The 26,770-nt window shown below is 71.6% G+C and carries 30 protein-coding genes and 1 riboswitch; of the genes, 21 read left to right on the forward strand and 9 right to left on the reverse strand.

Going from position 1 to position 26,770, the window contains the following annotated elements; all coding sequences use genetic code 11:
- Window position 1 precedes the first annotated feature (1 nt).
- The 5 genes from ACHBTE_RS00995 to ACHBTE_RS01015 form a co-directional block, all read right to left on the reverse strand.
- Window positions 2-1,501 carry an APC family permease gene (locus tag ACHBTE_RS00995; protein WP_394721304.1) on the reverse strand — a complete coding sequence of 500 codons (1,500 nt, stop codon included), beginning with the start codon at window positions 1,499-1,501 and terminating at the stop codon, window positions 2-4.
- A gap of 85 nt (window positions 1,502-1,586) precedes the next feature.
- Window positions 1,587-2,435: an energy-coupling factor ABC transporter ATP-binding protein gene (locus tag ACHBTE_RS01000; protein ID WP_394721305.1), complete on the reverse strand. Its 849-nt coding sequence runs from the start codon at window positions 2,433-2,435 to the stop codon at window positions 1,587-1,589.
- Window positions 2,432-3,181 (reverse strand): cobalt ECF transporter T component CbiQ, encoded by a 750-nt coding sequence (gene cbiQ / locus ACHBTE_RS01005; RefSeq protein ID WP_394721306.1) that lies wholly within the window; start codon window positions 3,179-3,181, stop codon window positions 2,432-2,434. Before cbiQ ends, ACHBTE_RS01000 begins: the two co-directional genes overlap by 4 nt.
- A 6-nt stretch (window positions 3,182-3,187) precedes the next feature.
- The gene (locus ACHBTE_RS01010) at window positions 3,188-3,559 is read right to left on the reverse strand and encodes an energy-coupling factor ABC transporter substrate-binding protein (protein WP_394721308.1); all 372 of its coding nucleotides are present in this window, start codon (window positions 3,557-3,559) and stop codon (window positions 3,188-3,190) included.
- Entirely contained in the window at window positions 3,556-4,269 is a 714-nt protein-coding gene (locus tag ACHBTE_RS01015; RefSeq protein ID WP_394721309.1) for an energy-coupling factor ABC transporter permease, read from the reverse strand. Before ACHBTE_RS01015 ends, ACHBTE_RS01010 begins: the two co-directional genes overlap by 4 nt.
- Before the next feature lie 29 nt (window positions 4,270-4,298).
- Window positions 4,299-4,505: riboswitch (cobalamin riboswitch) on the reverse strand.
- 78 nt (window positions 4,506-4,583) lie between these two features.
- On the opposite strand from ACHBTE_RS01015, the gene ACHBTE_RS01020 reads away from it, so the two are divergent.
- The 7 genes from ACHBTE_RS01020 (at window position 4,584) to ACHBTE_RS01050 (ending at window position 12,460) form a co-directional block, all read left to right on the forward strand.
- Entirely contained in the window at window positions 4,584-5,417 is an 834-nt protein-coding gene (locus tag ACHBTE_RS01020) for a M55 family metallopeptidase (RefSeq protein WP_394721311.1), read from the forward strand.
- Window positions 5,410-6,714, forward strand: coding sequence for a M20/M25/M40 family metallo-hydrolase (locus tag ACHBTE_RS01025; RefSeq protein WP_394721312.1), 1,305 nt, complete (start codon window positions 5,410-5,412; stop codon window positions 6,712-6,714). The genes ACHBTE_RS01020 and ACHBTE_RS01025 overlap by 8 nt, the downstream gene beginning before the upstream one ends.
- A 5-nt stretch (window positions 6,715-6,719) precedes the next feature.
- Window positions 6,720-8,684: an LpqB family beta-propeller domain-containing protein gene (locus ACHBTE_RS01030; RefSeq protein ID WP_394721313.1), complete on the forward strand. Its 1,965-nt coding sequence runs from the start codon at window positions 6,720-6,722 to the stop codon at window positions 8,682-8,684.
- Window positions 8,681-9,616, forward strand: a complete 936-nt coding sequence (locus ACHBTE_RS01035) for an LD-carboxypeptidase (RefSeq protein WP_394721314.1) — start codon at window positions 8,681-8,683, stop codon at window positions 9,614-9,616. The genes ACHBTE_RS01030 and ACHBTE_RS01035 overlap by 4 nt, the downstream gene beginning before the upstream one ends.
- A gap of 132 nt (window positions 9,617-9,748) precedes the next feature.
- On the forward strand, window positions 9,749-11,527 hold the full coding sequence (locus tag ACHBTE_RS01040) for a CocE/NonD family hydrolase (protein WP_394721315.1): 1,779 nt from the start codon (window positions 9,749-9,751) through the stop codon (window positions 11,525-11,527).
- Window positions 11,528-11,584: 57 nt separating this feature from the next.
- Complete coding sequence (locus ACHBTE_RS01045) at window positions 11,585-11,839, forward strand: DUF1049 domain-containing protein (RefSeq protein ID WP_394721316.1); 255 nt, start codon at window positions 11,585-11,587, stop codon at window positions 11,837-11,839.
- Between the two features lie 66 nt (window positions 11,840-11,905).
- Window positions 11,906-12,460 (forward strand): GNAT family N-acetyltransferase, encoded by a 555-nt coding sequence (locus ACHBTE_RS01050; RefSeq protein WP_394721317.1) that lies wholly within the window; start codon window positions 11,906-11,908, stop codon window positions 12,458-12,460.
- Here ACHBTE_RS01050 and ACHBTE_RS01055 read toward each other — a convergent pair.
- A complete protein-coding gene (locus tag ACHBTE_RS01055) occupies window positions 12,432-12,779 on the reverse strand; it encodes a DUF6204 family protein (protein WP_394721318.1) in 348 nt (115 codons plus the stop codon). The genes ACHBTE_RS01050 and ACHBTE_RS01055 overlap by 29 nt on opposite strands.
- 71 nt (window positions 12,780-12,850) lie before the next feature.
- Between ACHBTE_RS01055 and ACHBTE_RS01060 the strand changes: the two genes are divergently transcribed.
- Window positions 12,851-13,750: an arginase family protein gene (locus ACHBTE_RS01060; RefSeq protein WP_394721319.1), complete on the forward strand. Its 900-nt coding sequence runs from the start codon at window positions 12,851-12,853 to the stop codon at window positions 13,748-13,750.
- A 60-nt stretch (window positions 13,751-13,810) separates the two neighbouring features.
- On the opposite strand, the gene ACHBTE_RS01065 is transcribed toward ACHBTE_RS01060, so the two are convergent.
- On the reverse strand, window positions 13,811-14,158 hold the full coding sequence (locus ACHBTE_RS01065) for a VOC family protein (protein WP_394721320.1): 348 nt from the start codon (window positions 14,156-14,158) through the stop codon (window positions 13,811-13,813).
- A 98-nt stretch (window positions 14,159-14,256) separates the two neighbouring features.
- On the opposite strand from ACHBTE_RS01065, the gene ACHBTE_RS01070 reads away from it, so the two are divergent.
- Complete coding sequence (locus ACHBTE_RS01070; protein ID WP_394721321.1) at window positions 14,257-14,775, forward strand: phage holin family protein; 519 nt, start codon at window positions 14,257-14,259, stop codon at window positions 14,773-14,775.
- A gap of 123 nt (window positions 14,776-14,898) precedes the next feature.
- Here the strand turns inward: ACHBTE_RS01070 and ACHBTE_RS01075 are convergent, their stop codons facing one another.
- A complete protein-coding gene (locus ACHBTE_RS01075; RefSeq protein ID WP_394721322.1) occupies window positions 14,899-15,990 on the reverse strand; it encodes an enolase C-terminal domain-like protein in 1,092 nt (363 codons plus the stop codon).
- Between the two features lie 18 nt (window positions 15,991-16,008).
- Window positions 16,009-16,965, reverse strand: a complete 957-nt coding sequence (locus ACHBTE_RS01080; protein ID WP_394721323.1) for an LLM class F420-dependent oxidoreductase — start codon at window positions 16,963-16,965, stop codon at window positions 16,009-16,011.
- Window positions 16,966-17,191: 226 nt separating this feature from the next.
- Between ACHBTE_RS01080 and ACHBTE_RS01085 the strand changes: the two genes are divergently transcribed.
- The 12 genes from ACHBTE_RS01085 (at window position 17,192) to ACHBTE_RS01140 (ending at window position 26,770) form a co-directional block, all read left to right on the forward strand.
- A complete protein-coding gene (locus ACHBTE_RS01085) occupies window positions 17,192-18,850 on the forward strand; it encodes an FAD-dependent oxidoreductase (protein WP_394721325.1) in 1,659 nt (552 codons plus the stop codon).
- On the forward strand, window positions 18,847-20,694 hold the full coding sequence (locus ACHBTE_RS01090) for a transketolase (RefSeq protein WP_394721326.1): 1,848 nt from the start codon (window positions 18,847-18,849) through the stop codon (window positions 20,692-20,694). The genes ACHBTE_RS01085 and ACHBTE_RS01090 overlap by 4 nt, the downstream gene beginning before the upstream one ends.
- Window positions 20,691-21,620 (forward strand): non-homologous end-joining DNA ligase, encoded by a 930-nt coding sequence (gene ligD / locus ACHBTE_RS01095; RefSeq protein ID WP_394721327.1) that lies wholly within the window; start codon window positions 20,691-20,693, stop codon window positions 21,618-21,620. Before ACHBTE_RS01090 ends, ligD begins: the two co-directional genes overlap by 4 nt.
- A 61-nt stretch (window positions 21,621-21,681) precedes the next feature.
- Window positions 21,682-22,011 (forward strand): gas vesicle protein, encoded by a 330-nt coding sequence (locus tag ACHBTE_RS01100; RefSeq protein WP_394721328.1) that lies wholly within the window; start codon window positions 21,682-21,684, stop codon window positions 22,009-22,011.
- Between the two features lie 108 nt (window positions 22,012-22,119).
- A complete protein-coding gene (locus ACHBTE_RS01105) occupies window positions 22,120-22,545 on the forward strand; it encodes a gas vesicle structural protein GvpA (protein ID WP_394721329.1) in 426 nt (141 codons plus the stop codon).
- Window positions 22,542-23,321: a GvpL/GvpF family gas vesicle protein gene (locus ACHBTE_RS01110; RefSeq protein WP_394721330.1), complete on the forward strand. Its 780-nt coding sequence runs from the start codon at window positions 22,542-22,544 to the stop codon at window positions 23,319-23,321. The genes ACHBTE_RS01105 and ACHBTE_RS01110 overlap by 4 nt, the downstream gene beginning before the upstream one ends.
- 7 nt (window positions 23,322-23,328) lie before the next feature.
- Entirely contained in the window at window positions 23,329-23,592 is a 264-nt protein-coding gene (locus ACHBTE_RS01115) for a gas vesicle protein GvpG (RefSeq protein ID WP_394721331.1), read from the forward strand.
- Complete coding sequence (locus ACHBTE_RS01120) at window positions 23,589-24,269, forward strand: DNA primase (protein WP_394721332.1); 681 nt, start codon at window positions 23,589-23,591, stop codon at window positions 24,267-24,269. The genes ACHBTE_RS01115 and ACHBTE_RS01120 overlap by 4 nt, the downstream gene beginning before the upstream one ends.
- Complete coding sequence (locus ACHBTE_RS01125; protein WP_394721333.1) at window positions 24,266-25,438, forward strand: SRPBCC family protein; 1,173 nt, start codon at window positions 24,266-24,268, stop codon at window positions 25,436-25,438. The genes ACHBTE_RS01120 and ACHBTE_RS01125 overlap by 4 nt, the downstream gene beginning before the upstream one ends.
- Window positions 25,435-25,761 (forward strand): gas vesicle protein, encoded by a 327-nt coding sequence (locus tag ACHBTE_RS01130; protein ID WP_394721334.1) that lies wholly within the window; start codon window positions 25,435-25,437, stop codon window positions 25,759-25,761. The genes ACHBTE_RS01125 and ACHBTE_RS01130 overlap by 4 nt, the downstream gene beginning before the upstream one ends.
- Complete coding sequence (locus ACHBTE_RS01135) at window positions 25,758-26,591, forward strand: GvpL/GvpF family gas vesicle protein (protein ID WP_394721335.1); 834 nt, start codon at window positions 25,758-25,760, stop codon at window positions 26,589-26,591. The genes ACHBTE_RS01130 and ACHBTE_RS01135 overlap by 4 nt, the downstream gene beginning before the upstream one ends.
- On the forward strand, window positions 26,588-26,770 hold the full coding sequence (locus ACHBTE_RS01140; protein ID WP_394721336.1) for a gas vesicle protein: 183 nt from the start codon (window positions 26,588-26,590) through the stop codon (window positions 26,768-26,770). The genes ACHBTE_RS01135 and ACHBTE_RS01140 overlap by 4 nt, the downstream gene beginning before the upstream one ends.

Here is a 26,770-nt window from a genome sequence, read left to right on the forward strand (position 1 = left end):
CTCAGTCCTCCTTCTTGTCGCCGTGGACGAGTTCGGGGTCGGCGACCTCCGGGCGTTCCGACCAGAAGGCGGGCGCCATCAGACGCCACACGACCATGAGGATCACGCCGGCCAGGGCGATGCCGATACCGATGACCAGTGGGGGCCCGAGCCCGAACCAGGAGACGCCGCTGTAGGAGTTCTCGGGATCGGCCATGTCGCCGATCGACTCGACCAGCAGCCAGACCAGCAGCCCGGCGCCGACCAGGGGGCCGAGGCCGATGAGCACGAAGTGGTGCAGGCTCTCGGTGAGATGGCGGCGATAGTAGACGGCGCAGGCCAGGCCGGTGAGCGCGTAGTAGAACGCGATCAGCAGCGACAGCGCGGTCAGGGAGTCGAAGAGGGCGTTCTCGCTGATCTGCCGGACGACGATGTACCAGGCGATGGCGATGCCGGCGACCCACCACGTGCTCACGTCCGGAGTGCGGAACCGTGGGTGGATGTGGCCGAAGTGGGCCGGCAGGGCGTGCCGGCGGGCCATGGACAGCGCGGTGCGGGAGGCCGGGATGATCGTCGTCTGGGTCGAGGCCAGCCCGGAGGTCGACACCGCGAGCAGCACCACCCAGTCCCAGGTGCCCATCGCCTCGTCCGCGAGCAGCGCGAAGATGAACTCCTCCTCCTCGGCGTTCTCGGCCAGGAACGCCGGCCCGGCGTAGGCCACGACCGCGATGGCGACCGCCACATAGGTCACCAGCAGGATGACCGTCGACCACACGGCCGCCTTGCCCGGAGCGGTGGCGGAGTTCTCGACCTCCTCGGTGAGGTTGACCGCCGACTCCCAGCCCCAGTAGATGAACACCCCGAGCAGCAGACCCGCCGTCAGTTCGGCGCCGCCGGCCCCGAAGGGATCCAGCCAGCTGAAGGACGGTTCGACGGAGTCGAGCGTGCCGGTGTCGGCGTAGACCCGGTAGATGGCGACCACCGCGAACGCGAGCAGACACGCCACCTGCGCGAGGATGAGCACGTTCTGCACCCTGGCCGACACCTCGGTGCCGATGACACACACTGCTGTCATCACCAGGATGAGCAGCACCGTCAGCAGCTCGCGCACGAACTCGTTCTCGACCCAGCTGTCCAGGCCGACGGCGAGCAGGGCGAAGGTCACCGCGACGTCCGCCAGCGAGCCCACCACCAGGACGCCGGTCATGGCGATGGCCCAACCGCCGAGCCAGCCCGCCCAGGGGCCCATCGCCCGCGTGACCCAGGAGAACGTCGTCCCGCAGTCCTGGTCGACCTTGTTGAGGTAGTAGAACGCCGATGCGATCAGCAGCATGGGCACGAACGACGCGAGCATGACGCCCGGCGCGTAGACTCCCACCAGCGCCACGACCGGGCCGATGGCCGCGGCCAGCGAGTACGCGGGCGACGTGGCGTTGAGCCCGATGACCAGTGCGTCGACGAACCCGATCGCATCGGCCTTCAGGCCCTTGGGTGGCTGGGTGTCCGCGGTGCCTTCCGCCATGCTCCCTCGCTTCGGTCGGGTACGACCTCATGAAACAGGGAAGCGAGCAGCCCGCCGTGTCTTGGCCGTCCGGTCGCGGGATGTATCACCCGTGTGCGCTTCGTACGGCCAGGGCCGCCAGTTCGTCCGGGCTGCGCGGGCCGGGTGCCGTGTCGTCCAGCAGCCCGTGTGCGCGCAGCACCTCGGAGGCCGCGATGCCCCAGGGCAGCCGCAGCCCCGCCTGCTGAAGGAGGTCGGTGCGGGCCAGCATGGTGGCCGCGGGGCCGGTGCGTACGCCGGACGGTGTCAGCAGCGCCACGTCGTCCGCCCAGCGCAGGGCGAGATCGACGTCATGTGTGGCCATCACCACGGTCGTGCCGCTGGCCCGGAGCCCGTCGAGGGTGGCGAGCAGGCGTTCCTGGCCGTCGGGGTCGAGGCCGGCGGTCGGCTCGTCGAGGATCAGCACCCGGGGCCGCATCGCGACGGCTCCCGCGATGGCGGTGCGCTTGCGCTGCCCGTACGACAGCAGATGCGTGGGCCGGTCGGCCAGCGCCGTGATGTCCAGGGCGGCGAGGGCCTCGTCGACCCGTGCCCGCACCTCCGGGTCGGGCAGGGAGAGGTTCAGCGGGCCGAAGGACACGTCCTGGGCGACGGACGCCGCGAAGAGCTGGTCGTCCGGGTCCTGCACCACCAGCTGGACGGTCGTCCGCAGCCGGGTCAGCCCCTTGCGGTCATGGCGGACCGGCACACCCTCCACCGCCAACCGGCCCTCCTGCGGGCGCAGTCCGCCGCTGAGCAGCCGCATCAGCGTGGTCTTGCCGGTGCCGTTGCGGCCGAGCAGCGCCAGCGCGCGCCCCTCGTGCACATCGAAGTCGAGGCCGCTGAGGACCAGGGGGCCGTCCTCGTAGGCGTAGGAGGCGCCCCGCAGGGTGACCAGGGCGGTGGGCTCGCTCATGGCAGGGCCCTTTCCAGTACGAGGGTGAGGGCGGCCAGCGCCGCCAGCAGGACACAACTCGCGGCTGTGAAACGGACGGAGACCCGGGCCTCGGGCACCAGGACGCGCAGGGTGCCGTCGTATCCGCGTCCGGCGAGCCCGGCCTGGAGCCGGGTGGCCCGGTCGAACGCCCGCACGAAGGCGATGGCGCCGAGCCCGGCCAGGGAACGCCACTGCGCGGCCCGGCTCATGTGGCCGAGCCGAGCCGCCTGGGCGTCCCGGATGCGGCGCACGGAGTCCAGAAGCAGAAAGCTCATGCGGTACGTCACCAGCGCCACGTCGACGACGGGCGCGGGCACCCCCGCCGTGACCAGACGGGGCAGCAGATCGGACATCGGGGTGGTGAAGGCGAACAGCAGCACCCCGAGCGAGGCGGCCGAGGTACGCAGCAACAGCTCGCCGGCCCGCAGCGGACCGTCGTCGGCGAGGGACACGAAACCGTCCGGCCCGCCGACCTGCACGAGCAGCGTCACCGCGCCCGTGACGCAGAAGCCAAGCGGCACGCGGTACGCCCGCCACAGCCGGCGCCCGGGCACGCCCGCCGGCCCGAGCAGCACCGCGAGGGAGGCCACCAGCACCAGGGCCGCGCCCGGCCAGGGCGGCAGCGAGATCGCGAGCACGGTGAGACCCAGCCCGAGAACGGCCTTGTCCACGGGGTGACGGCGGCGCCAGCGACTGCTGTGCGCCGCCGCGTCGATCGGCAGCACGAGAGGTCAGGCCCTCTCGGTCGTCTTCTCCTCGGCGTCACCGGCCGTGCCCGACGTGTCCCCCACCCGCGTAAGCGCCCGCTGCTCACCCTGGCGCCGTCCCCGGTGCACACCGAAGTAGTAGGCGAGGACACCGGCGCCGAGCGCGGCCTGGAGGGCGAACAGGGCGGACTCGATCTCACCGGACGGCGGCTCGTACAGCGGGGTGAACCAGGGCTCGTAGTCCGGCTTGATCTCGGTGATCGCGGTCTCCGCCTCCGCGTCGGCGCCCGCGAACGGCTCCTCCTTGTGATCGCCGAGACCGAAGGCGAGCGGCAGCACGGCGAGCGCGGCCACGACGAGCAGCAGCAGGGCGTTGATCTTCGTGTTCTTGTTCATCGGGCCACCGCCTCGGTCTCGGTCTCGGACCGGGTCCGGGACTGCTTCTTGGTGAGGAACACGCCCAGCCGGGTCAGTTCGCCCTTGCTGGACTGCACCAGCAGCCGCATGACGAGCACCGTGAGGAGGCCCTCGCTCACCGCGAGCGGGATCTGCGTGACCGCGAAGATGGAACCGAACTTGCCGAGCGCGCCCAGGAACCCGCTGCTCGGGTCGGGGAAGGCGAGCGCCAGCTGGACGCTGGTCACGCAGTAGGTGGACAGGTCCGCGACGAACGCCCCGAAGAAGACGGCGACCATCAGCGGCACGTCGTAGCGCCGCAGCAGTCTGTAGATGGCGTATCCCGCCCAGGGCCCGACGATCGCCATCGAGAACACGTTGGCGCCGAGCGTGGTCAGACCGCCGTGCGCGAGCAGCAGGGCCTGGAAGAGCAGGGTGATGGTGCCCAGCACCGCCATGATCGGTGGCCGGAACAGGATGGCGCCGAGCCCTGTGCCGGTGGGGTGGGAGCAGCTGCCGGTCACCGAGGGCAGCTTCAGCGCGGACAGGACGAACGTGAAGGCTCCGGAGGCGCCGAGGAGCAGGGTGCTCTCCGGGTGCTCCCTGACCTCACGGGTGAGTGAACGGACTCCGTGGACTACGAAGGGCGCGGACGCGACGCCCCAGGCGACCGCGTGCGCCGGAGGCAGGAAACCCTCGGCTATGTGCATGGCTCAGCAGACCCTCTCCAGCACCTCGTGGATGGTTGACGCGCCCCGGCCGGTCTCCTGGCTGACGGGTACCACCGCCCGTGCTCCGCCTTCCCGGGTCCGAAGACCCAGTGGCTGCCCGCAGGGGCTGGAGCCGGACTTCCCGATTCACAGTGGCGAGGGCCGCACCGGCATCACACCGGATTTCCCGTTCACCAAGGCGTGGTGACAGTAGTGCCAGGACAGGGTGGCTGACAAGCGCGCCTCGGGGGCGTGAAAGTGGCGTTCGCCCGCTTCATGGCGAGTCTCCCCATCGGCGCGTAACGTGACGGAGCATGAAGATCCTCATCAGCGCCGACATGGAGGGCGCCACCGGCGTGACCTGGCCGGGCGATGTGCTGCCCGGGACTCCGCAGTGGGAGCGGTGCCGGGGGATGTTCACCTCGGACGTCGATGCCGCCGTGCGGGGCTTCTTCGACGGGGGCGCCGACGCCGTCGTCATCAACGAGGCGCACTGGTCGATGCGCAATCTTCTGCTCGAACGGCTGGACGAGCGGGCCGAGATGCTCACCGGCCGGCACAAGGAGCTCTCCATGGTCGAGGGCGTCCAGCACGGGGACGTGGACGGCATCGCGTTCGTCGGCTATCACACGGGCGCCGGCATGGAGGGTGTTCTGGCGCACACCTACCTGGCGAACCAGATCACAGGGGTGTGGCTGAACGACGTCCGGGCAAGCGAGGGACTGCTGAACACGCATGTCGCCGCCGAGCACGGCGTCCCCGTCGTGCTCGTCACCGGCGACGACCTGGCCTGCGAGGACGCGCTCGGGTACGCGCCCGAGGCACTGAAGGTCGCCGTGAAGGACCATGTCTCGCGGTACGCGGCGGTGTGCCGTACGCCGGGCAGGACCGCGGCCGACATCCGCGCTGCGGCCGAGCGGGCGGCCGCGCTGGCGGTTCGTCAGGAACCGCTCGCGGGCGGCCCGTTCACGGTCGCCGTCGAGTTCGACGCCGAGCATCTGGCCATGGCCGTCACCGTAGTCCCGGGTGTGGAACGGATCGGGGAGCGGAAGGTGGCGTACACGACCGAGCGCATGTACGAGGGAATCCGTACCTTCAAGGCAGTGACCACGATCGCCTCGGCAGCGGTGGAGGAGCAGTATGGCTGACCAGCAGGCACTGGACGAGGTCGGCACGTTCACCTCCGACCTCATCCGCATCGACACCACCAACCGCGGCGGCGGGGACTGCCGGGAGCGCCCCGCCGCCGAGTACGCCGCCGCGCGGCTGGCCGAGGCGGGCCTGGAGCCCACCCTGCTGGAGCGCACCCCGGGACGTACGAACGTCGTGGCCCGCGTCGAGGGCGGCGACCCGTCGGCGGACGCACTGCTCGTCCACGGTCACCTCGACGTGGTGCCCGCCCAGGCCGCCGAGTGGAGCGTGCACCCCTTCTCCGGGGAGATCCGGGACGGGGTCGTCTGGGGCCGGGGCGCCGTCGACATGAAGAACATGGACGCGATGATCCTGGCCGTCGTACGGGCCTGGGCACGGCAGGGCGTACGGCCCCGGCGCGACGTCGTGATCGCGTTCACCGCCGACGAGGAGGCGAGCGCCGAGGACGGCTCCGGGTTCCTCGCCGACCGGCATGCCGGGCTGTTCGAGGGGTGCACCGAGGGCATCGGCGAGTCCGGCGCCTTCACCTTCCACGACGGCGGCGGACGGCAGATCTACCCCATCGCGGCCGGGGAACGCGGCACCGGCTGGCTCCGGCTCACCGCCCGGGGACGGGCCGCGCACGGGTCCCGGCCCAACAAGGAGAACGCGGTGACCCGTCTCGCCGCCGCCGTCACCCGGATCGGCGACCACGAATGGCCGCTGAGGCTGACCCCCACGGTCCGCGCCGCCCTCGTCGAACTCGCCGCGCTGTACGGCCTGGAGACCGACCTCGGTGACGTGGACCGGCTGCTGGAGAAGCTGGGCCCGGCGGCCGGGCTCGTCGAGGCGACCGTCCGCAACAGCGCCAACCCGACCATGCTGGAGGCGGGTTACAAGGTCAACGTGATCCCGGGGGAGGCGGTCGCCCACATCGACGGACGGTATCTCCCGGGTGGCGAGGACGAGTTCCGCGCCACCCTCGACCGGCTCACCGGTGCGGACGTGGACTGGGAGTTCCAGCACCGCGAGGTGGCCCTCCAGGCGCCCGTGGACTCGCCGACGTACGCCCGGATGCGCGCCGCCGTCGAGGAGTTCGCGCCCGAGGGGCACGTGGTGCCGTACTGCATGCCCGGCGGCACGGACGCCAAGCAGTTCTCCCGGCTGGGCATCACCGGCTACGGCTTCTCCCCGTTGAAGCTGCCGGAGGGCTACGACTACGGCGCCATGTTCCACGGCGTCGACGAGCGGGTGCCCGTCGAGGCGCTGCACTTCGGCGTCCGGGTACTCGACCGTTTCCTGCGGACTGCCTAGACGAGGTGGGGAAGACAGTGCGGACACTGGCGTACGGCTCCTGGCCCTCGCCCATCGACGCGGCGCTCGCCGCGGCACACGACGGGCACCCCGAGTACGTGGGTTTCGTCGGAGAAGAGGCGTGGTGGACCGAGCCACGGCCCACGGAGGGCGGCCGGCGCACGCTGGTGCGGCGCCGGGCCGACGGCCGAGAGGAGTCGGTCCTGCCCGCGCCGTGGAACGTGCGCAGCCGGGTCCTCGAGTACGGCGGACAGCCCTGGGCCGGGGAGATGGCCGACGGCCGGCCGCTCGTCGTCTTCGTCGACTTCGCCGACCAGCGGCTCTACCGGTACGAGGAGGGCGGCGAGCCGCGTCCGCTGACCCCTGTGTCGCCGGTGGGCGGTGGACTGCGCTGGGCGGAGCCGCAGTTGCTGCTCGATCGCGGTGAAGTGTGGTGCGTACTGGAGGAGTTCACGGGGGAGGGGCCCACCGACGTCCGGCGCGTCCTGGCCGCCGTCCCGCTGGACGGCTCGGCCGCCGACGACCGGGGAGCGGTGCGCGAACTCACTGACGACCGGCGCCGGTTCGTCACCGGCGCCCGTGTCTCGCCCGACGGGCGGCGCGCCGCCTGGCTCGCCTGGGACCACCCTCGCATGCCCTGGGACGGCACCGAGCTGCTAGTCGCCGACATCGGCGCCGACGGCACCCTCGGCGTCCCCCGGACCGTCGCCGGCGGTCCGCAGGAGTCGATCCCGCAGGCCGACTGGTCGGACGACGGCCGGCTGCTGTACGCCAGCGACCGCGGCGGCTGGTGGAACCTCTACCGCGACGGCGAACCCCTGTGCACGCGAGAGGAGGAGTTCGCCGGGCCGCTGTGGAAACTCGGCCTGCGCTGGTTCGCCCCGCTGGCCGGCGGGCTGATCGCCGTCGTGCACGGCCGTGGCTCCACCGCCCTCGGCGTGCTGGATCCCGAGACCGGCGAGATCGTCGACGCGGCCGGCCCCTGGACCGAGTTCGAGCCGACGCTCGCCGCGCTGGACGAGCGGATCATCGCCGTCGGCGCCAGTCCCCGCAGCGCCCACGAGGTGGTCGAACTCGACACCCGCACGGGCCGGGCCCGGGTGATCGGAGCCGAGCACGACGACGCCGTCGACCCCGCGTACTACCCCGAACCGCAGATCCGCACCATCACCGGCCCCGCCGGACAGGACGTCCACGCGCACATCTACCCGCCCCACAACCCCGGCTGCGTGGCCCCCGGCGACACCCCGCCGCCCTATGTGGTGTGGGCGCACGGCGGCCCCACGTCGCGGGCGCCGCTCGTGCTCGACCTGGCCATCGCCTACTTCACCTCGCGCGGCATCGGCGTCGCCGAGGTCAACTACGGCGGCTCCACCGGATACGGCCGGGAGTACCGCGACCGGCTGCGCGAGCAGTGGGGCGTGGTCGACGTGGAGGACTGCGCGGCGGTGGCGCTCGCCCTCGCCGACGAGGGCACCGCCGACCGCGCCCGGCTGGCCATCCGCGGCGGCAGCGCGGGCGGCTGGACGGCCGCCGCCTCGCTCACCACCACCGATGTGTACGCCTGCGGCACCATCCTCTACCCGATCCTCGACCTGGCCGGCTGGGGCACCGACGAGACCCATGACTTCGAGTCCCAGTACCTGGAGAGCCTCGTGGGCCCGCTCGCCGAGGTCCCCGCGCGGTACGCCGAGCGGTCGCCGGCCGCGCACGCCGACCGCCTCACCGTGCCCTTCCTGCTGCTCCAGGGCCTGGACGACGTGATCTGCCCGCCCGCCCAGTGCGAACGGTTCCTGGCCCGCCTGGAGGGGCGCCGGGTACCGCACGCCTACCTCGCCTTCGAGGGGGAGGGCCATGGATTCCGGCGGGCGGAAACGATGATCCGGGTCCTTGAGTCCGAACTCTCCCTGTACGCCCAGACCTTCGGCCTGCACCCGTCCGGCATCCCCACCCTGGAGCTCACCGAGTGAACCCGACCGTACGGCCACTGGCCCGGCCGCCCCGCCTCGCCCCCGGCGCCCGGGTAGCCGTGGTCGCGCCCAGCGGGCCGGTGTCCGAGGAACGTCTCCAGGCCGGGTTGGACGTGCTGCGCGGCTGGGACCTCGACCCGGTGCCGGCGCCCCATGTCTGCGCTCGCCACCGCGACCTGGGCCACCTCGCGGGCACGGACGCCGACCGCGCCGCCGATCTGCAGCGCGCCTGGTGCGATCCGTCCGTCGACGCCGTGCTGTGTGCCCGGGGCGGCTACGGGGCGCAGCGCATGGTCGACCTCCTCGACTGGGCGGCGATGCGGGCGGCCGGGCCGAAGGTGTTCGTCGGCTTCAGTGACATCACGGCGCTGCACCAGGCCTTCGCCACCCGGCTGGGCCTGGTCACCCTGCACGGGCCGGCCGCGGCCGGGGTGGACTTCGTCAAGAACGCCCGGGCACAGGAGCATCTGCGGGCCACGCTCTTCGCCCCGGAGAGCGTCCGGACGATCGCGTCGGCCGGTACCGCCCTGGTCGGCGGGCGGGCTCGTGGTGTCACGCTGGGCGGCTGTCTGAGCATGCTCACCTCCGATCTCGGCACACCGCATGCCCGGGCCGGTGCCCGCGGCGGACTGCTCCTGCTCGAGGACGTGGCCGAGGAGCCGTACCGCGTGGACCGGATGCTGACCCAACTCCTGCGCACGGGATGGCTCGACGGGGTCGCCGGTATCGCGCTCGGGTCCTGGGTGCTGTGCGGGGCGTACGACGCGCTGCGCGCGGTCCTCGTCGACCGGCTCGGCGGACTCGGCGTGCCGGTCGTGGAGGAGTTCGGCTTCGGGCACTGCGAGGGCGCGCTGACGATGCCCTTCGGGGTCACCGCCGAACTCGACGCGGACGCCGCCACCTTGACGCTCGACGAGCCCGCACTCGGCTGACCACCCGTTACTGAATTCCTGTCAAGAAACCCCGGTCCCGGCGATTGACCCGCTCTGACACGTGTCACACCATGGCAACCGGCCAGTACTTACTGGTCGGTATGCAGGGCTGTCCTCAGTGTGGAGGTCTTTGTGTCCCGAAGTGTGCCCAGATTTCGAGCCTCCCTCGCTCTCGTCCTCGGCGCCACGCTCACCGCACCCCTCGCTCTCACCGCTCCCTCCGCCGCCGCGACCGGCCAGTTCACCGTCACGGCACTGAAGTTCACCGTCCGGGCGGGCGAGCGCACCTGCACCGTCGATGCCGACCTGTACCGGCCCGCCGGCGTGGACGCCGCGCACCGGGCACCCGCCGTCCTCGCCACCAACGGCTTCGGCGGCAGCAAGTCCGACGGCTCCACCGACGCCATCGGCAAGGCGTTCGCCCAGCGCGGATACGTCTCCCTCATCTACTCCGGGCTCGGCTTCGGCAGGTCCGGCTGTCTGATCTCCCTCGACGACCCGGAAATCGACGGCGCCGCCGCCACCCAGCTGATCGACTTCCTGGGCGGCGAACGCACCGCCGACGACGACACCGAGGCCGACTTCGTCACCCTCGACGCCCCCGGCGATCCCCGCGTCGGCATGGTGGGCGGCTCCTACGGCGGGGCCGTCCAGCTGGCCACGGCCGCCGTCGACCACCGTGTCGACGCACTGGTGCCGATGATCACCTGGCACGACCTCGCCCACTCCCTCGACCCGAACAACGCCGTCGGCAGCACTGCGGTGCCCGGTGCGTTCAAATGGCAGTGGGCCAACGGCTTCTACCTCATCGGCGAAGGCCAGCCCCTGCTGGAGGCGAATCTCGACCCGTCCCGTATCAACTCCCTGTCCTGCCTGCACTTCGTCAGCGAGGCGTGCCGGACCGTGCGCACCCTCAACTCCGGGCGCTACCCGGCCAAGGAGACCGCCGAGCTGCTCGCCTACGCCCGCAGCGTCTCGCCGGTCTCTTATCTGAGCCGCGTCGAGGCACCCACGCTCATCGTCCAGGGCCAGGCCGACAGCCTCTTCAACCTCAACGAGGCCACGGCGACGTACCGCACACTCAAGGACCAGGGCACGCCGACCAAGCTGATCTGGCAGTCCTGGGGGCACAGCGGCGGCCTCAGCGACCCCGCCGCCGGTGAACTCAACCTCTCCCAGGGCAACTTGGAGACCAGCTACGTCGGCCGGCGCATCCTCGCCTGGTTCGACCGCCATCTGCGTAAGAACCACGTCGACACCGGCCCGGCGTTCGCCTACTACCGCGACTGGATCACCGACCCGAACGGCACCTACGCCACCGCCGACCGCGTCCCCGCGCCCAACCGGACGCTCTATCTCTCCGGCGACGGCAAACTCGTCGACAACCGCAGCAAGGTGGCGCGCGGCAGCCGTACGTATGCCAACTGGCTCGTCCCCACCAGCCATTCGGAGAGCTCGCTGGCCGGGATGCTCGGGCTCCCCGATCCGGCGCCCTACGACACGAAGGGCACCCACCTCGCCTGGACCAGCGAGCCTCTCGAAAGGACCACGGATGTGGTCGGCGCCCCACGGGCCACCCTGAAGGTCCGCTCCCCGAAGGCCGAGCGGACCCAGCACTCGCAGGACGCCGCCGACAAGCTCGTCCTGTTCGCCAAGCTGTACGACATCGCGCCCGACGGCACCAAGACCCTGGTGCACCGCCTGGTCGCGCCCGTGCGGGTGCCCGATGTCACCAAGCGCTTCACCGTGACGCTGCCGGGGATCGTGCACCGGTACGAGAAGGGGCACCGGCTGCGGTTCGTGATCGCGGCGAGTGACGACGCGTACTTCGGGAACCGGGGGATCAAGCCGGTGACCGTGGTCAGCGCGCCCGAGGACACGGGCGTGCTCCGGCTGCCGGTGACCGACTGAGCACTCCCCGGGGCCGCTCACCGTGCGTGATCGCACCCCCGGGAGCATCCTTGTCATATGACCGCGAAGACGTCGCAGAGCGGCAGGAAGGCCGACGGGAGGCAGGGCGGCCTGCGCGGGACGCTGACCCCCAAGGGGATCGTCGTCCTGGTGCTGCTCGCCCTCGCCCTGGTCCTCATCTTCGAGAACACCCGCGAGACCGAGATCCGGCTGATCGTCCCCCTGGTCACGATGCCGCTGTGGCTGGCGCTGCTCGCCATGGGCGTCATCGGCGCGCTGGTCGGGGCGTACTTCATGGGCCGGCGTCGCTAGAACCTGTCGTTCGGATCATGCCGGCGTCGCGCGGCAGGCCCTGGCGGGTCGCCGTAAGCTGGCGCGATGCCCCACCCCGCGACCCGCTATCTCGCCGAAGGCCCCCGCGTGGGCATACGTCACTTCACCTACGAGGACGGTGCCGAGTTCACCGCGCGCGCCCGGGAGAGCAAGGAACTGCACCACCCCTGGCTCTTCCCGCCGGACGGCGCCGCCGCCTACAGCGCGTACGCCGCGCGGCTGATCGAGGACCCGGCCAAGGCGGGGTTCCTGGTCTGCGCGAAGGACGACGGCGGGGACATCGCCGGCTTCATCAACATCAACAACATCGTCGAGGGCGCCTTCCAGAGCGGTGCCCTCGGCTACGGCGCTTTCGCCCACGCCGCCGGGCGCGGTCTGATGCGCGAGGGGCTGGACCTGGTGGTGGGCCACGCCTTCGGGCCGATGCGGCTGCACCGCCTGGAGATCAACGTGCAGCCCGCCAACACCGCGTCGATCGCCCTCGCCCGCGCCTGCGGGTTCCGCCTGGAGGGCTTCTCGCCGAACATGCTCTTCATCGACGGGGCCTGGCGGGATCACGAGCGGTGGGCCGTCACCGCCGAGATGCGGGCTTCCGGTTGATCTTCATCGTGTCCAGATCGGTGACCGTCGACTTCAGCTCGCCGAAGCCATAGCCCCGCTCCCGCAGCGCGGTCTCGGCGCGGTCCTCGGCGATCGCGCCGGCCATCTCCTCGCCGTCCGCCGCGTCCGAGACCACGACGTAGCGCATGGAGAAGTGCTTGAGCGGTGCCGGCTCGTAGGACAGCGAGCCCTTTTCGGTGAACCGCATACTGGTCAGACCGTGCTCGGGCGCCTCGGCGAGCAGCCGCGTCCGGGCCTCGTCGGTGAGACCGTCCCACGTGCCGCGGACGATCACCCGGTAGGTGTGCTGCTCGCTCATGCTCCCGCTCCTGATTCCGCTTCGCTTCATGGCATTGAGGGCCGACTCTACGTTCGGCGAGGATGGGGCGCATGCGGAATTTCGTGGTGCTCGACGCCCCCTCCAACCTGGGTCTGCGCCCGCCCGCCCCCGGCACCGTGCCCGGCTGTCACAAACTCGCCGGAGCCCTGCGCGAGCAGCGGATCGTGCGGCGACTCGGGGCCTTCGAGGGCGGGGTGGTGGTGCCGCCCCGCTACGACCGGGGGAACTGGCAGGAGGGCGACGGAGTCTTCAACGCGGACGCCATCGCCGCGTACACCCGCAGGCTCGCCGACCGCATCGAGCGCCATGTGCGCGCCGGGGACTTCCCCGTGGTGCTCGGCGGCGACTGCTCCATCAACCTCGGCGCCGCCCTCGCGCTGCGCCGCATCGGCCGGTACGGCCTCGCCGTCCTGGACGCCTCGCCCGACTTCCGGCACCCCGGCAACTCCGACCGTATCGGCGCGGCCGGCGGCGAGGAGGTCGCCCTGTCCACCGGTCGGGGACAGGACGACCTCACGAACCTGGAGGGGCTGAAGCCCTATCTGCGGGACGAGGACGTGCGCTACTTCGGCATCCGCGACTGCTTCGAGGAGGACCTGGCCGAGCTCGCGGACCTGAAGATACCCGTGATCACCGTCGGGGACGTGCGCGAACGGGGCGCTGCCCCGCTCGCGTCCACCGCCCGGCAGGCCTTCGAGATCCCGCAACTGGACGGCTTCTGGGTGCATCTGGACGCTGACGTCCTCGACCCGGCGGTCATGCCCGCCGTCGACAGCCCGGACCCCGACGGCCTCACTCCCGAGGAACTGGTCGCGCTGGCGGGGCCGTTGCTGGCGTCACCGCACTGCGTCGGGCTCAACGTCACCATCTACGACCCCGATCTGGACCCCGAGGGCACAGCGGCGGCGCTGCTCACCGACATCGTGGTGTCGGCGCTCGGTCAGATCTGACAGGCACGTACTCGTACGCGCTCGGTCAGACCTGACGGACACGTACTCGTACGCGCTCGGTCAGACCTGGCGGTCCACGTACTCGTAGACCGCCCCGTCGGGATGCATGGCGATCAGATTGCGGCCCGCCGGTGACGCCAGCGGGCCGGCGACGATCCGCGCGCCCAGCTCGCTGAGCACCCGGTGGGTCTCCTCGACGTCCTTGACGGCGATCGTCGCGGCGACCTTGCGCAGCACCTCCAACTCCGCCTCCGGACCGCTCATCAGCAGGAAGCAGCCGACCGCCGCCACCTGCACGCCACCACGCTCGAAGCGCAGGGCCGTGCCGCCCGCCAGGCGCTCGTAGAAGGGGACCGCGGCCTCCAGATCGTCGACGCACACGCGCAGCGTCGTTCCCAGAATCTCCATGCCCCGAGCCTAGTTGGGGGCCGCCCGCGGGAGGAGATCGTTTCACGCGATCCCCTCACTCCCCGTTATGAGTACGCCCGTACGGGTACCCGGCGGCCATGGACCGCTTGGATCACCTTGAGCATCTCGACAGGCAACTGGTCGACGAGCTGGCGCAGGTGGCGCGCGAGACCGTACGTGACGAGCTGCGCGAGCAGACGCGCAGGCAGCGCCGCCGGGCCATGCTGTACGCCGCGTCCGGCGCCGTCGCCCTGTACGCGGGCGCGGCTCTCGCGCTCGCCCTGGGGCTGGGCCTCGCGGCCGGGCTGCCGAACTGGGCCGCCGCACTGATCACCGCGGCGATCCTCGGCGCGGTGGCGTATGTGCTGCGCGGCGCGGCACGACCGTCGGCGTCCGGGCCGACGTCGCAGGAGCACCCCGACACAGCCGCCGCCCATGGACGCATCATCGGCGGCACCGCGCCGGGCGTTCCGCCCAGCGGGCTCGGCATGCCGTACCCGCCGATGCCGGCCGGCCCGCCCGAGACCGCGCCACCCGGCACGGTACCCGGGACACCCGGGGCGCAGCGGCCGGGCCCCGACGACATCGATCCCGAGCAGCCGCGGCACCGGGCCTGACCGACGCGGGTGCGTGAGCAGAGGCCGACGGACCTGTCCCGACGGGGCAGGTCCGTCGGCGTGACCGGGGCCGGCGGACGCCCGCGCGTCCGGCGTGCAGTTCGACCGGGGATTGACCCGGCGTCAGGCCACCCGGTACCGCTCGACCTCCTCCGCCCGCAGCGTCAGGCCGTGGCCGAGGCCCCGGGTCGGGGTGATCGTGCCGCCTGTCGGGTCCAGGGCGCCGTCGAAGAACATGTCCTCCAGGCGGACATGGTCGTGGAACCACTCGATGTGGCGGAGGTTGGGGAGGGCGGCGGCCACGGCGGCGTGGGCGTGCGGCGCGCGGTGGGCCGAGACCTGGAGGCCGTGGGCCTGGGCCAGGGCGGCGGCGCGCAGGAACTCGGTGAGGCCGCCGCAGCGCGTGGCGTCGATCTGGAGGCAGTCCACCGCGCCCGCGGTGATCATCCGGGCGAAGTACGGGAGGTCGTATCCGTGTGCGCCCGCCGTGACATCGCATGGCAGCGCGTCCCGGACCAGCCGAAGCCCCGTCAGATCGTCCGAGGACACCGGCTCCTCGAACCAGCCGACACCGTGCTCGGCGAGGGCATGGCCCACGCGGACCGCCTGCTTGCGGGTGTAGGCACCGTTGGCCTCCACGTACAACTCCGCCTCGTTGCCGATGACTTGGCGGGCCGCCCGCACCCGGGTCACATCGCGCAGGACCGCGCCGCCCCGGTCCTCACCGATCTTGATCTTCACGCGCGGGATGTGCTGACCGTGCACCCAGCCGTTGAGCTGCGCGGCCAGATGGGTGTCGTGGTACGTCGTGAAGCCCCCGCTGCCGTAGACCGGGACGCGTGCCCGGCAGGCGCCCAGCAGACGGGCCAGGGGGAGCTCCAGAAGGCGGGACTTCAGGTCCCACAGCGCGATGTCCAGTGCCGAGATCGCGCAGCCGGCGACGCCCGCCCGGCCGGCGTCGCGCACTGTGCGGCACATCGCCTCGTGCGTGGCCGGGATGTCCAGGGCGTCACGGCCCTCGACGCGAGGAGCGAGGTGGTCGCGCAGGAAGTCGCCGATCGCCGCCGGGCCGTACGTCCAGCCGGTGCCGGTCGCGTCGCCCGCCGTGACCTCGGCGATGACCATCGTGGTGGTGTTCCAGGACAGCGTGCCGTCCGCCTCCGGGGCATCGGTGGGCACCGTGTACACGGACACGACGGGCAGATGCAGTTTCATCGCCGGGACCGCCCCTCGTCACCGCAGGAGCTGCGGCAGCACGTTCGTGCGGTAGAAGTCGAAGAAGCCGCGCTGGTCGGGACCGATCTGGTTGACGTAGATCCGGTCGAAGCCCGCCTCGGCGAAGGCGTTCAGCACGTCGATGTGCTCCCCGACGTCGTCCCCGCACACCGTGTTCTCCCTGACCATCTGCTCCGTCACCAGCGGCTGGAGCTGCTCGAAGTGGCGCGGCGAGGGCAGGATCTGGCCCATCTCACCGGGCAGCAGCTGGTTGGGCCACAGCCGGTGCACGGTGCGTACGGCCTCGTCGCGGTCGGTGCCGTAGCAGACTTTCGTGCCGCCGAGGACCGGCTTGCCGTGTCCACCGCCCTTGCGGAACTGCGTCACCATCTCCTCGTCCGGCATCATCGTGATGTAGCCGTCCCCAGCGCGGGCCGCGAGCGCGGTCGCCTCCGGGCCGAAGCCGGAGACGTCGATCGGGACCGGCTCGTCGGGGACCGTGTAGAGGCGGGCGTTCTCCACCCGGTAGTGGCTGCCGTAGTGGCTGATCTCCTCGCCCGTGAACAGCCGCCGCATGATCAGGATCGCCTCCTCCAGCATCTCCAGCCGGACGCTCGCGGGCGGCCACACATGGCCGAGGATGTGCTCGTTCAGGGCCTCGCCGGAGCCGACGCCCAGCCGGAAGCGGCCGTTCGTCAGCACCGCGCAGGTCGCCGCCGCCTGGGCCACCACCGCCGGATGGATCCGCACCGTCGGGCAGGTCACGGCCGTCTCGACGGGCAGCGACACCGCCTCCGAGATCGCGCCGATCACCGACCACACGAACGGACTCTCGCCCTGCGCGTCGTTCCACGGGTGGTAGTGGTCCGAGATCCACAGCGACTGGAATCCGGCCTGCTCGGCCATGCGTGCCTGTTCGACGAGCTCGGCGGGGCGGAACTCCTCGGTCGCCAGGAAGTAGCCGTACTCGGGCATGGGAGGCACCTCCGGGACTGCCGCGACGGCGGCGGGAACGGTCGCCGTCCGGGTACCCGGCGCCCCGGCCGGAAACCGGTCCGGCCGGTTCCACCTGCCGGAAGGCGGTGCCGGCCCGGCCGACGTTTGGCGGCCCCGGCCAGGGGGACGCGGAAAGCTCGCGAGGTACGCGACCGGGCTGAAGGCGCCCGCGGGCGAACCAGCCATCAAGAGTCGGAGGCCAACCGTGAGTCGACCGCGCATCGTGATCGTCGGCGCCGGATTCGCCGGGTACCGTGCGGCCCGCACGCTGTCCCGGCTCACCCGGCACCGCGCCGAGATCACCCTGCTGAATCCGACCGACTACTTTCTGTACCTGCCCCTGCTGCCCCAGGTCGCCGCGGGCATCCTGGAGCCGCGTCGGGTGACCGTCTCGCTGTCCGGAACCCTGCGTCAGGTGCGGATGGTGCTGGGCGAGGCCGACGGCATCGACCTCGACGCGCGGACGGTGCACTACACCGGGCCCGAGGGTGAGGGCGGCACGCTGCCCTACGACCGTCTGATCCTCGCCGCGGGCAGCGTCAACAAGCTGCTGCCCATCCCCGGCGTCGCCGAGCACGCGCACGGCTTTCGCGGGCTGCCGGAGGCGCTGTACCTGCGCGACCACGTGACCCGGCAGGTGGAGCTGGCGGCCACCGCCGCCGACCCGAAGACCTGCTCGGCACGCTGCACCTTCGTCGTCGTGGGCGCCGGCTACACCGGTACGGAGGTCGCCGCGCAGGGCCAGTTGTTCACCGACGCCCAGGTGCGCAAGCACCCCCTGCGGGCCGGGATGCGCCCGCGCTGGCTGCTGCTCGACATCGCCGACCGCGTCCTGCCCGAACTGGACGAGAGGCTGTCGCGCACCGCCGACAGGGTGCTGCGACAGCGGGGCGTGGACGTGCGGATGGGTACCTCCGTGAAGGAGGCCACGCACGACGGGGTCCTGCTGACCGACGGCGAGTTCGTCGACACCCGCACGCTGGTCTGGTGCGTCGGCGTACGGCCCGATCCGCTCGCCGAGTCCCTCGAACTGCCCCTGGAGCGAGGCCGGCTGCTCGTCGACCCGCACCTTCAGGTGCCGGGCCGGCCGGAGCTGTTCGCCGCCGGGGACGCGGCGGCCGTGCCCGACCTGGAGAAGCCCGGACAGTACACGCCGATGACCGCCCAGCACGCGTGGCGGCAGGGCAAGGCCGTGGCCCACAACGTCGCCGCGTCCCTGGGCATCGGCGGCGAGCGGCGTGCCTACCGCCACCGGGACATGGGATTCGTCGTGGACCTGGGCGGCGTGAAGGCCGCCGCCAACCCGCTCGGCGTCCACCTGTCCGGAGTGGCGGCGGGCGCGGTCACCCGCGGCTACCACCTCGCCGCCATGCCCGGCAACCGCGTACGCGTCGCGGCGGACTGGCTCCTGGACGCCGTACTGCCGCGCCAGGCCGTGCAGTTGGGCCTCGTACGGTCCTGGTCGGTACCGCTCGACACGGCCTCACCGGAACTGGTGCGAAGGCCGGGCGGGGACGGGAAACCCGCAAGGAAGCCGCCCGGTGAGGAGCCGGGGGAGAAGCCGTCGGCCGCGAAGCCGTCGGCCGGGAAGCAGTCGGCCGGGAAGCCGTCGGCCGGGAAGCAGTCGGCCGGGCCGCATCCGGGCAAGAAGCCGTCCGCCGAGGCGGCGCGCGGTTCCGGGGCCGCCTCGAACGGCTCGCAGGCGCCCGACCCCGTACAGGACGCGGACGCGCCCAAGCATGCCGAGGCCCCAGGCCCGGTGACGCGAGCCGATCTCCGGGCCGCCCACGAGCCGCGCCCTCAGGGCTCCGGCGATCCGTCCGCACCCTCCCGCACCCGCAACGCCTCACAAGGAGACACATGAACACCGCCGAACTCGTCGAGCTCGCCCAGCAGTTGCGGGTGGACAGCGTGCGGGCGTCCGCCGCCGCGGGGTCCGGACACCCGACGTCGTCGATGTCCGCCGCCGACCTGACGGCCGTCCTGTTCGCCAACCATCTGCGCTACGACTTCGAGCGGCCCGCCCACCCCGCCAACGACCGCTTCGTCCTGTCCAAGGGCCATGCCTCGCCGCTCCTGTACGCGGCCTACAAGGCGGCCGGCGCCATCGAGGACGGTGAACTCGTCACCTTCCGCAAGATCGGCAGCCGGCTCGAAGGGCACCCCACTCCGCGCCGGCTGCCCTGGGTGGAGACGGCCACCGGATCGCTCGGCCAGGGACTGCCGATCGGCGTCGGCATCGCGCTCGCCGGGAAGCGGCTCGACCGGTCCGGGTACCGCGTGTGGGTGCTGTGCGGGGACAGCGAGCTCGCCGAGGGCTCCGTGTGGGAGGCCGCCGAGCACGCGGCGTACGAGGAACTGGACAACCTCACCGCCATCGTCGACGTGAACCGGCTGGGGCAGCGCGGCCCGACCCGGCACGGTCACGACCTGGACGCCTACGCCCGCCGCTTCCAGGCCTTCGGCTGGCACACCGTCCAGGTGGAGGGCCATGACGTGGACGCCATCGACCGGGCGTACGCGGAGGCCAGGTCCACCACCGGACAGCCGACCGTCGTCCTCGCCCGCACCCTCAAGGGCAAGGGCGTCGAAAGCGTCCAGGACCGCGAGGGACTGCACGGCAAGCCGCTGCCGGACGCGGACGAGGCGATCGCCGAGCTCGGCGGGCAGCGCGACCTGCGTGTCAGCGTCCACGAACCGCGCGCCGCCCGCATGCTGCACGCCGTGCACACCGGCAGCCTCGAGCTGCCCCGCTGGGAGAAGGGCGAGGAGGTGGCCACCCGCAACGCCTACGGCGAGGCGCTCGCCGCCCTCGGCACGGCACGCTCCGACATCGTCGCCCTCGACGGCGAGGTCAGCGACTCCACCCGCGCCGAGTTCTTCGCCAAGGAACACCCCGACCGGTTCTTCGAGTGCTACATCGCCGAGCAGCAGCTCGTCGCCGCGGCCGTGGGGCTGGCCACGCGCGGCTGGGTGCCGTACGCCTCCACCTTCGCCGCCTTCCTGACGCGGGCCCACGACTTCGTCCGCATGGCGTCGGTCAGCGGCGCCGGTGTCAACGTCGTCGGCTCGCACGCGGGCGTCGCCATCGGGCAGGACGGGCCCAGCCAGATGGGCCTGGAGGACCTGGCGATGATGCGGGCCGTGCACGGCTCGACCGTGCTGTACCCGTGCGACGCCAACCAGACGGCCCAGCTGGTCGCCACCATGTCGGGCCTGGACGGCATCCGCTATCTGCGCACCTCGCGCGGCAGCAGCCCGGTCCTCTACGGCCCCGACGAGGAGTTTCCCGTCGGCGGCAGCAAGGTGCTGCGCTCCGGCGAGCGTGACCGGCTGACCGTCGTCGCGGCCGGCGTCACCGTGCACGAGGCGCTCGCCGCCGCCGACGTCCTGGACCGCGAGGGCATCCAGATCCGGGTGATCGACCTGTACTCCGTCAAGCCCGTCGACCGGGAGACCCTGCGCCGGGCCGCCGAGGAGACCGGCTGTCTGCTCACGGTGGAGGACCACCACGAGGAGGGCGGCATCGGCGACGCCGTCCTGGACGCGTTCCTCGACGGACGCCCCGTGCCGCGTCTGGTGCGGCTCGCCGTCCGCATGATGCCGGGCTCGGCGTCCCCCGACGAGCAGCTGCACGCCGCCGGAATCGACGCCGCCGGTATCGCCGCCGCGGGGAAGCTGCTGGTGGAGGAGGCGGTCGTACGATGACCGCCGACGGCGACACCACGAGGGTGCGGGCGGGCCGCCGCACCGTCGAGGTCAAGCGCGTCGACAAGGTGCTCTTTCCCGGGGACGGGGACGCGAAGGAGTACACCAAGGGCGACCTCGTCGCCTACTACCGGTCCGTCGCCCCCTTCATGCTGCCGCATCTGCGCGGCCGTCCCCTGATGCTGGAGCGGCTCCCCGACGGTGTCGGCGGACCGACGTTCATGCAGAAGAACACCCCGGAGCACTACCCGGACTGGATCACCCGCGTCGAGGTCGGCAAGGAGGACGGCACCGTCCTGCACACGGTCTGTGACGACACCGCCACCCTGGTCCACCTCGCCGACCAGGCATGTCTCACCCTGCACCGCTGGCTCTCGCGCACCGACCGGCTCGACCGGCCCGACCGGATGATCTTCGACCTCGACCCGGCCACGGACGACTTCGGGCAGGTCAGGGAGGCGGCCGGGCTGCTCGGTGAACTCCTCGACGCGCTGAGGCTGCCGTCGGCACCGATGACCACCGGCTCGCGCGGACTGCACGTCGTGGTGCCGCTCACCGGGAAGCAGAACTTCGACGAGGTGCGGGCCTTCGCCCGGGACGTCGCCGACACCCTCGTCGAAGCCCACCCGGACCGGCTCACCACCGCCGCCCGCAAGAAGGACCGCGGCGAGCGCCTGTACCTCGATGTGCAGCGCAACGCCTACGCGCAGACCGCGGTCGCCCCGTTCACCGTGCGGGCCCGGCCCGGCGCACCCGTGGCCACCCCTGTGACCTGGGACGACCTGGACGACCCGGATCTCGATGCCCGCCGCTGGACCATCGCCGACGCCCTGGAGCAGGCCCGCACCGACCCATGGGCGGGGGTGATGCAGCGTGCCCGTGCCCTGGGGCCGGCGCGGCGTCGGCTCGCCGCACTACGTGGCTGAACCACTCAAAATCATGGGTTTGGCCAACGCCTGTTGGGCCACTCGCCGTTGAGAGGTGCCCATGACTGATTCACAGAACACACATAAAACATCCAGAAAGCGACAGGGCGAGGCGGACGACAACCCGACCCCCATGGAGGTCCTGCGTCAGGCTCGCGCCCAACTCGGCGAGCTCACCGGCATGGCGGCCGAGTCGGTGTCGTCGTTCGAGCAGACCGAGGACGGCTGGACCTTGGAGATCGAGGTCCTGGAGCTGGCCCGCGTCCCCGACACGATGAGCCTGATGGCGAGCTACCAGGTGGAACTCGACCAGCAGGGACAGCTCACCGGATACCGCCGTGTCCGCCGCTACGAACGTGGTCGCTCCGACGCACGGCGTGGCGGCCGGTAGGGCCCCGCCCCGTCCGTCGGCCCACTCCACTCCGAGACAGATTCACAGCCGAGCGTCACAGCGAGGGCTTCACAGCCCAGACTGCACAGCCAAGGAGGAACACCCGGCATGACCGTTGTACCGGCACAACAGTCCAGCGGCGGAGGCGGCAGCAGTGGCCTCTACGACGTCCTGGAGCTCGTCCTCGACAGGGGGCTCGTCATCGACGCGTTCGTGCGGGTCTCCCTCGTCGGCATCGAGATCCTGAAGATCGACGTACGCGTCGTCGTCGCCAGCGTCGACACCTACCTTCGCTTCGCCGAGGCGTGCAACCGGCTCGACCTGGAGGCCGGCCCGCGCAAGGACCCCGGTCTGCCCGACCTCGTCGGGGAGATCACCGAGTCCGGCGCGCGCGGCAAGTCCAAGGGAGCGCTGTCCGGGGCCGCCGAGACCATCTCCGACGCCTTCAAGCAGGCGCGGCAGGAAGGCGAGAGCGAACCCAAACCGCGCGCCCGTAAGTCCTCCAGCTCGGCGCGCAGGAAGGAGGAACAGTGAGCACGTACGTGTACGGCATCATCGCGAGCTCACATTCCGCCCTGCCGAAGGACTTCGGAGGCGTCGGCGACCCCCCGTGCCCGGTGCGGGTGCTGACGGAGGGCCCGCTGGCCGCCCTGGTCAGTGACACCCCCGAGGGGCTGCGGCCCAAGCGCCGGGAACTGCTCGCGCACTCCAACGTGCTCGCCGAGGCCGGGGCCAACGGCTGTGTGCTGCCCATGCGGTTCGGCAGCGTCGCTCCCGACGACGCCGCGGTCACCGCGGTCCTCGCCGAACGGGCCGAGCACTACCAGGAGCGCCTGCGCTTCCTGGACGGAAAGGTCGAGTACAACGTCAAGGCCACCCATGTCGAGGAGGCCGTCCTGCACCGCGTGATGTCCGGCAACCCGGAGATCCGGGCCCTGACGGAGGCCAACCGGCAGTCCGGCGGCGGCTCCTACGACGAGCGGCTGCGGCTCGGCGAGATGGTGGTCGCCGCGGTCAAGGCGCAGGAGGCCGAGGACGCCACCGATGTGCAGCACACCCTGGAACCGGCCGCGGACGCGGTCAGCGTGGGACCCGAGTCCTCCGGCTGGCTGGCGAATGTGTCCTTCCTGGTGAGCCGCGACGGCGCCGAGGCGTTCCTCACCGCCGTGGAGCAGCTGCGCAAGGGCCATCCGCACCTCGACCTGCGGGTGAACGGCCCCCTGCCGCCGTACAGCTTCGTCGAGCCCGGCCCGGCCGAGCCCGCGGGCACCACGATCGGCGTGGAGAGCGCCGAGGCCGCGGAGGAGTGAGGCAGCCGTGGGACTGATAGGAGAGGTGCTTCTGCTGCCGTTCGCCCCGGTGCGCGGCAGCGCGTGGGTGATGAGACAGGTCCTGGAAGAGGCGGAACGCCTCTACTACGACCCGGCCGCAGTGCGTGCGGAACTCGCCGCGCTGGAGGAGAAGCTGACCGCCGGTGAGATCACCGAGGAGGAGTTCGACCGCCAGGAGGACGAGCTTCTCGACCGGCTGGAGACCGGCCTGGCACGCACGGGACGGTCGAGCGAGGGGACGGCACGATGAACCGAGTGGGACTGGGCCTCGCGATAGGGGCCGGGTACGTCCTCGGACGTACGAAGAAGATGAAACTGGCGTTCGCCGTCGGCTCCCTGGTCGCCGGCAAGCGCCTGCACCTGAGCCCCCGCGCGCTCGCCGACATGGTGTCCCAGCAGCTCCAGGACAATCCGCAGTTCAAGGAGATCGGGGACCAGCTGCGCGAGGACCTGCGCGGGGTGGGCAAGGCGGCCTCGGGCGCGATGGTCGAGCGGCAGCTCGACTCGCTCGCCGACCGGCTGCACGGGCGTACCGCACAGGTGCGTGACCAGCTGGCCGGGGTGGTGCCGTCGGACTCCGACGCGGAGGACGCGGACGACGAAGAGTTCGAGGACGAGGACGAGCCGGACGAGCCCGAGGACTCGGTCGACTCCGAGGAGTCCGAGGACGAGGACGAGCCGCCGCGCAAGGCGGCCAAGAAGGCTCCGGCGAAGAAGGCCGCAGCCAAGAAGGCACCCGGCAAGAAGGCACCCGGCAAGAAGGCGCCCGCCAAGAAGGCGCCCGCCAAGAAGGCCGCGTCCGGCAAGCCGGCTGCCAAGAAGACGGCGAAGAAGACGGCGGACCGCAAGCCCGCCGGCAAGAAGACGACCGCGGCACGCGGAGGCTCCCGTGGGACGCGGACCCGGAAGGGCGGTGACGAGCGATGACCGACACACTCGGTTCCGCATCCTCCGCGGCCCGTGGGGCCACCGGACCGCTCACCGGCCTGGCCCAGAGCGAGGCCGCCGACCGGCTCAAGGCCGAGCTGCGGGAGTACCTCGCCGCCCAGGCCACCCGGCTGCTGACCGGCGCCGGCCAGAAACTCGGCCAGGCCACCGTCAAGCTGACCGACATCGCCGAGGGCCGCAGCCCCGGGTTCGCCCAGCTGGCGCTCGACGGCGGCCGTAAGATCGCCGAGGGCAAGGGACCGCTGCGCAGCGCGCTGGAGGTCGGCGCCTCACGCGCCAAGGACAGCGTCACCGATGCGTTCAAGAACCTCGGCGGGGGTGGCGGCGGCAAGGGCAAGGGCAAGCGCGCGGGCAACAAGCCCACCGTCATCATGGAGTACGTCGATGTCGGCGTCCCGCTGCGCACCGCCTACGACCAGTGGACCCAGTACCAGGACTTCAGCACCTTCGCGAAGGGTGTCAAGAGCGCCAATCGCGCCGACGACACCACCTCCGACTGGCAGCTGAAGGTCTTCTGGTCCAACCGCAGCTGGAAGGCGCACACCACCGAGCAGGTGCCGGACGAGCGCATCGCCTGGTCGTCGGAAGGCGCGAAGGGCAGCACGAAGGGCGTGGTCTCCTTCCACCGGCTCGCCGACAACCTCACCCGCGTCCTGCTGGTCATCGAGTACTACCCGGCGGGACTCTTCGAGAAGACCGGCAACCTCTGGCGCGCCCAGGGCCGTCGTGCCCGCCTCGACCTGAAGAACTACGTCCGCTTCATCACCCTCAAGGGAGAGGCGGAGGACGGCTGGCGCGGTGAGATCCGCGACGGCGAGGTCGTCCGCAGCCACGAGGACGCGGTCGCGGAGGAGGACGAGGAGGCGTACGAAGGAGACGAGGACGAAGGCCCGCAGGGCCGCGACGGCGACGAAGAGGAAGACGGAGAGGAAGAGGACGAGGACGACGACTCGGCGTACGCGCAGGAGGACTCCGAGGACGAGGAGGAGCCGGAGGGCGAGGAGGAACCCGAGGACGAGTACGAGGCCGAGGACGAGTACGAGGATGACGAGGAACCCGAGGCCGGGGACGAAGAGGAACCCGAGTACGACTCCGAGGAGGAACCCGAGGACGAGGACGAGTACGCCGGTGGCAGGAGCCGCCGATGACGACACCCGGTCGGCTGCCCGAACCCTACGGACACAACGGGGGCGCCAACCTCGCCGACATCCTGGAGCGAGTGCTCGACAAGGGCGTGGTCATCGCCGGTGACATCCGGATCAACCTGCTCGACATCGAACTCCTCACCATCAAACTGCGGCTGATCGTCGCCTCCGTCGACAAGGCGAAGGAGATGGGCATCGACTGGTGGGAGGACGACCCCGCGTTGTCCTCCCGCGCCCGGCGCGACGAGCTCGCCCGGGAGAACGCCGAGTTGCGCGAGCGCCTGGCCCAGCTGGAGCCGGCCCGGGTACAGGAGGAGACCTCATGACCGGACTGCGCTATGTCTACGCCGTCTGTCACCCCTTTCGTTCCCCTCTCCAGGCCCAGCTGAGCGGGGTGGCCGGGGCGCCGCCCAAGCAGCTGACGCACCATGGCCTGATCGCCGTCGTCAGTACGGTGCCCGAGGCGGACTTCGCCGAGGAGCCCCTGCGCGCCCATCTGGAGGACCTGGACTGGCTCACCGCGACGGCCCGCGCCCATCAGCAGGTCATCGACGCCCTCACCGTCGTCACGACGCCGCTGCCGCTGCGACTCGGCACCGTCTTCCGAGACGACAGCGGCGTACGGACCATGATGGAGGCCCGCGAGGAGGACTTCCGGCGCGTGCTGGACCGGCTTGAGGGCCGGGTGGAGTGGGGCGTCAAGGTGTACGCCGACGTCGAGCCGGCCGCATCCGCCGAACCTGCCGAAACCGCCCCGGCCGCCGAAGCCGCGGCGCCCTCCGAGGGTGCCGCGGCGGGGGCGAAGGCCATGTCGGGCCGCGACTATCTGCGCCGGCGCCGTACGCAGACCCGGGCCCGTGAGGACGTCTGGCAGCGGGCCGCCGCATTCGCGGGCCGGCTGCACGAAACGCTTTCCGCGTTCGCCGAGGACTCCCGGCTGCACGCCCCGCAGAACGCGGCCCTTTCCGGTGCGACCGGACAGAATGTCCTCAACGCCGCCTATCTGGTGCCGCGCGGGAATTCCGAGGAATTCGTGGAACTGGTGGACCGGGAGAAGGACGACTCTCCCGGAATTCGAGTCGAACTCACCGGCCCCTGGGCGGCCTATTCCTTCACCGGGGAGTTCACACAGGAGCGGGCGGGGGACGGCCTGTGACCGTCGTCGAACGCCGTGAGGTCGCCCTCGTGGACCTGCTCGACCGGCTGCTCGCCGGCGGGGTGGTCGTCGCGGGGGACATCACCTTGCGCATCGCGGACGTCGACCTCGTCCGCATCGACCTGAACGCCCTGATCAGCTCCGTCAACGAGCAGGTACCGTCACCCTGGGGGGACTGA

The sequence above is a fragment of the Streptomyces sp. M41 genome, from assembly GCF_043673425.1.
Classification (GTDB): Bacteria; Actinomycetota; Actinomycetes; order Streptomycetales; family Streptomycetaceae; genus Streptomyces.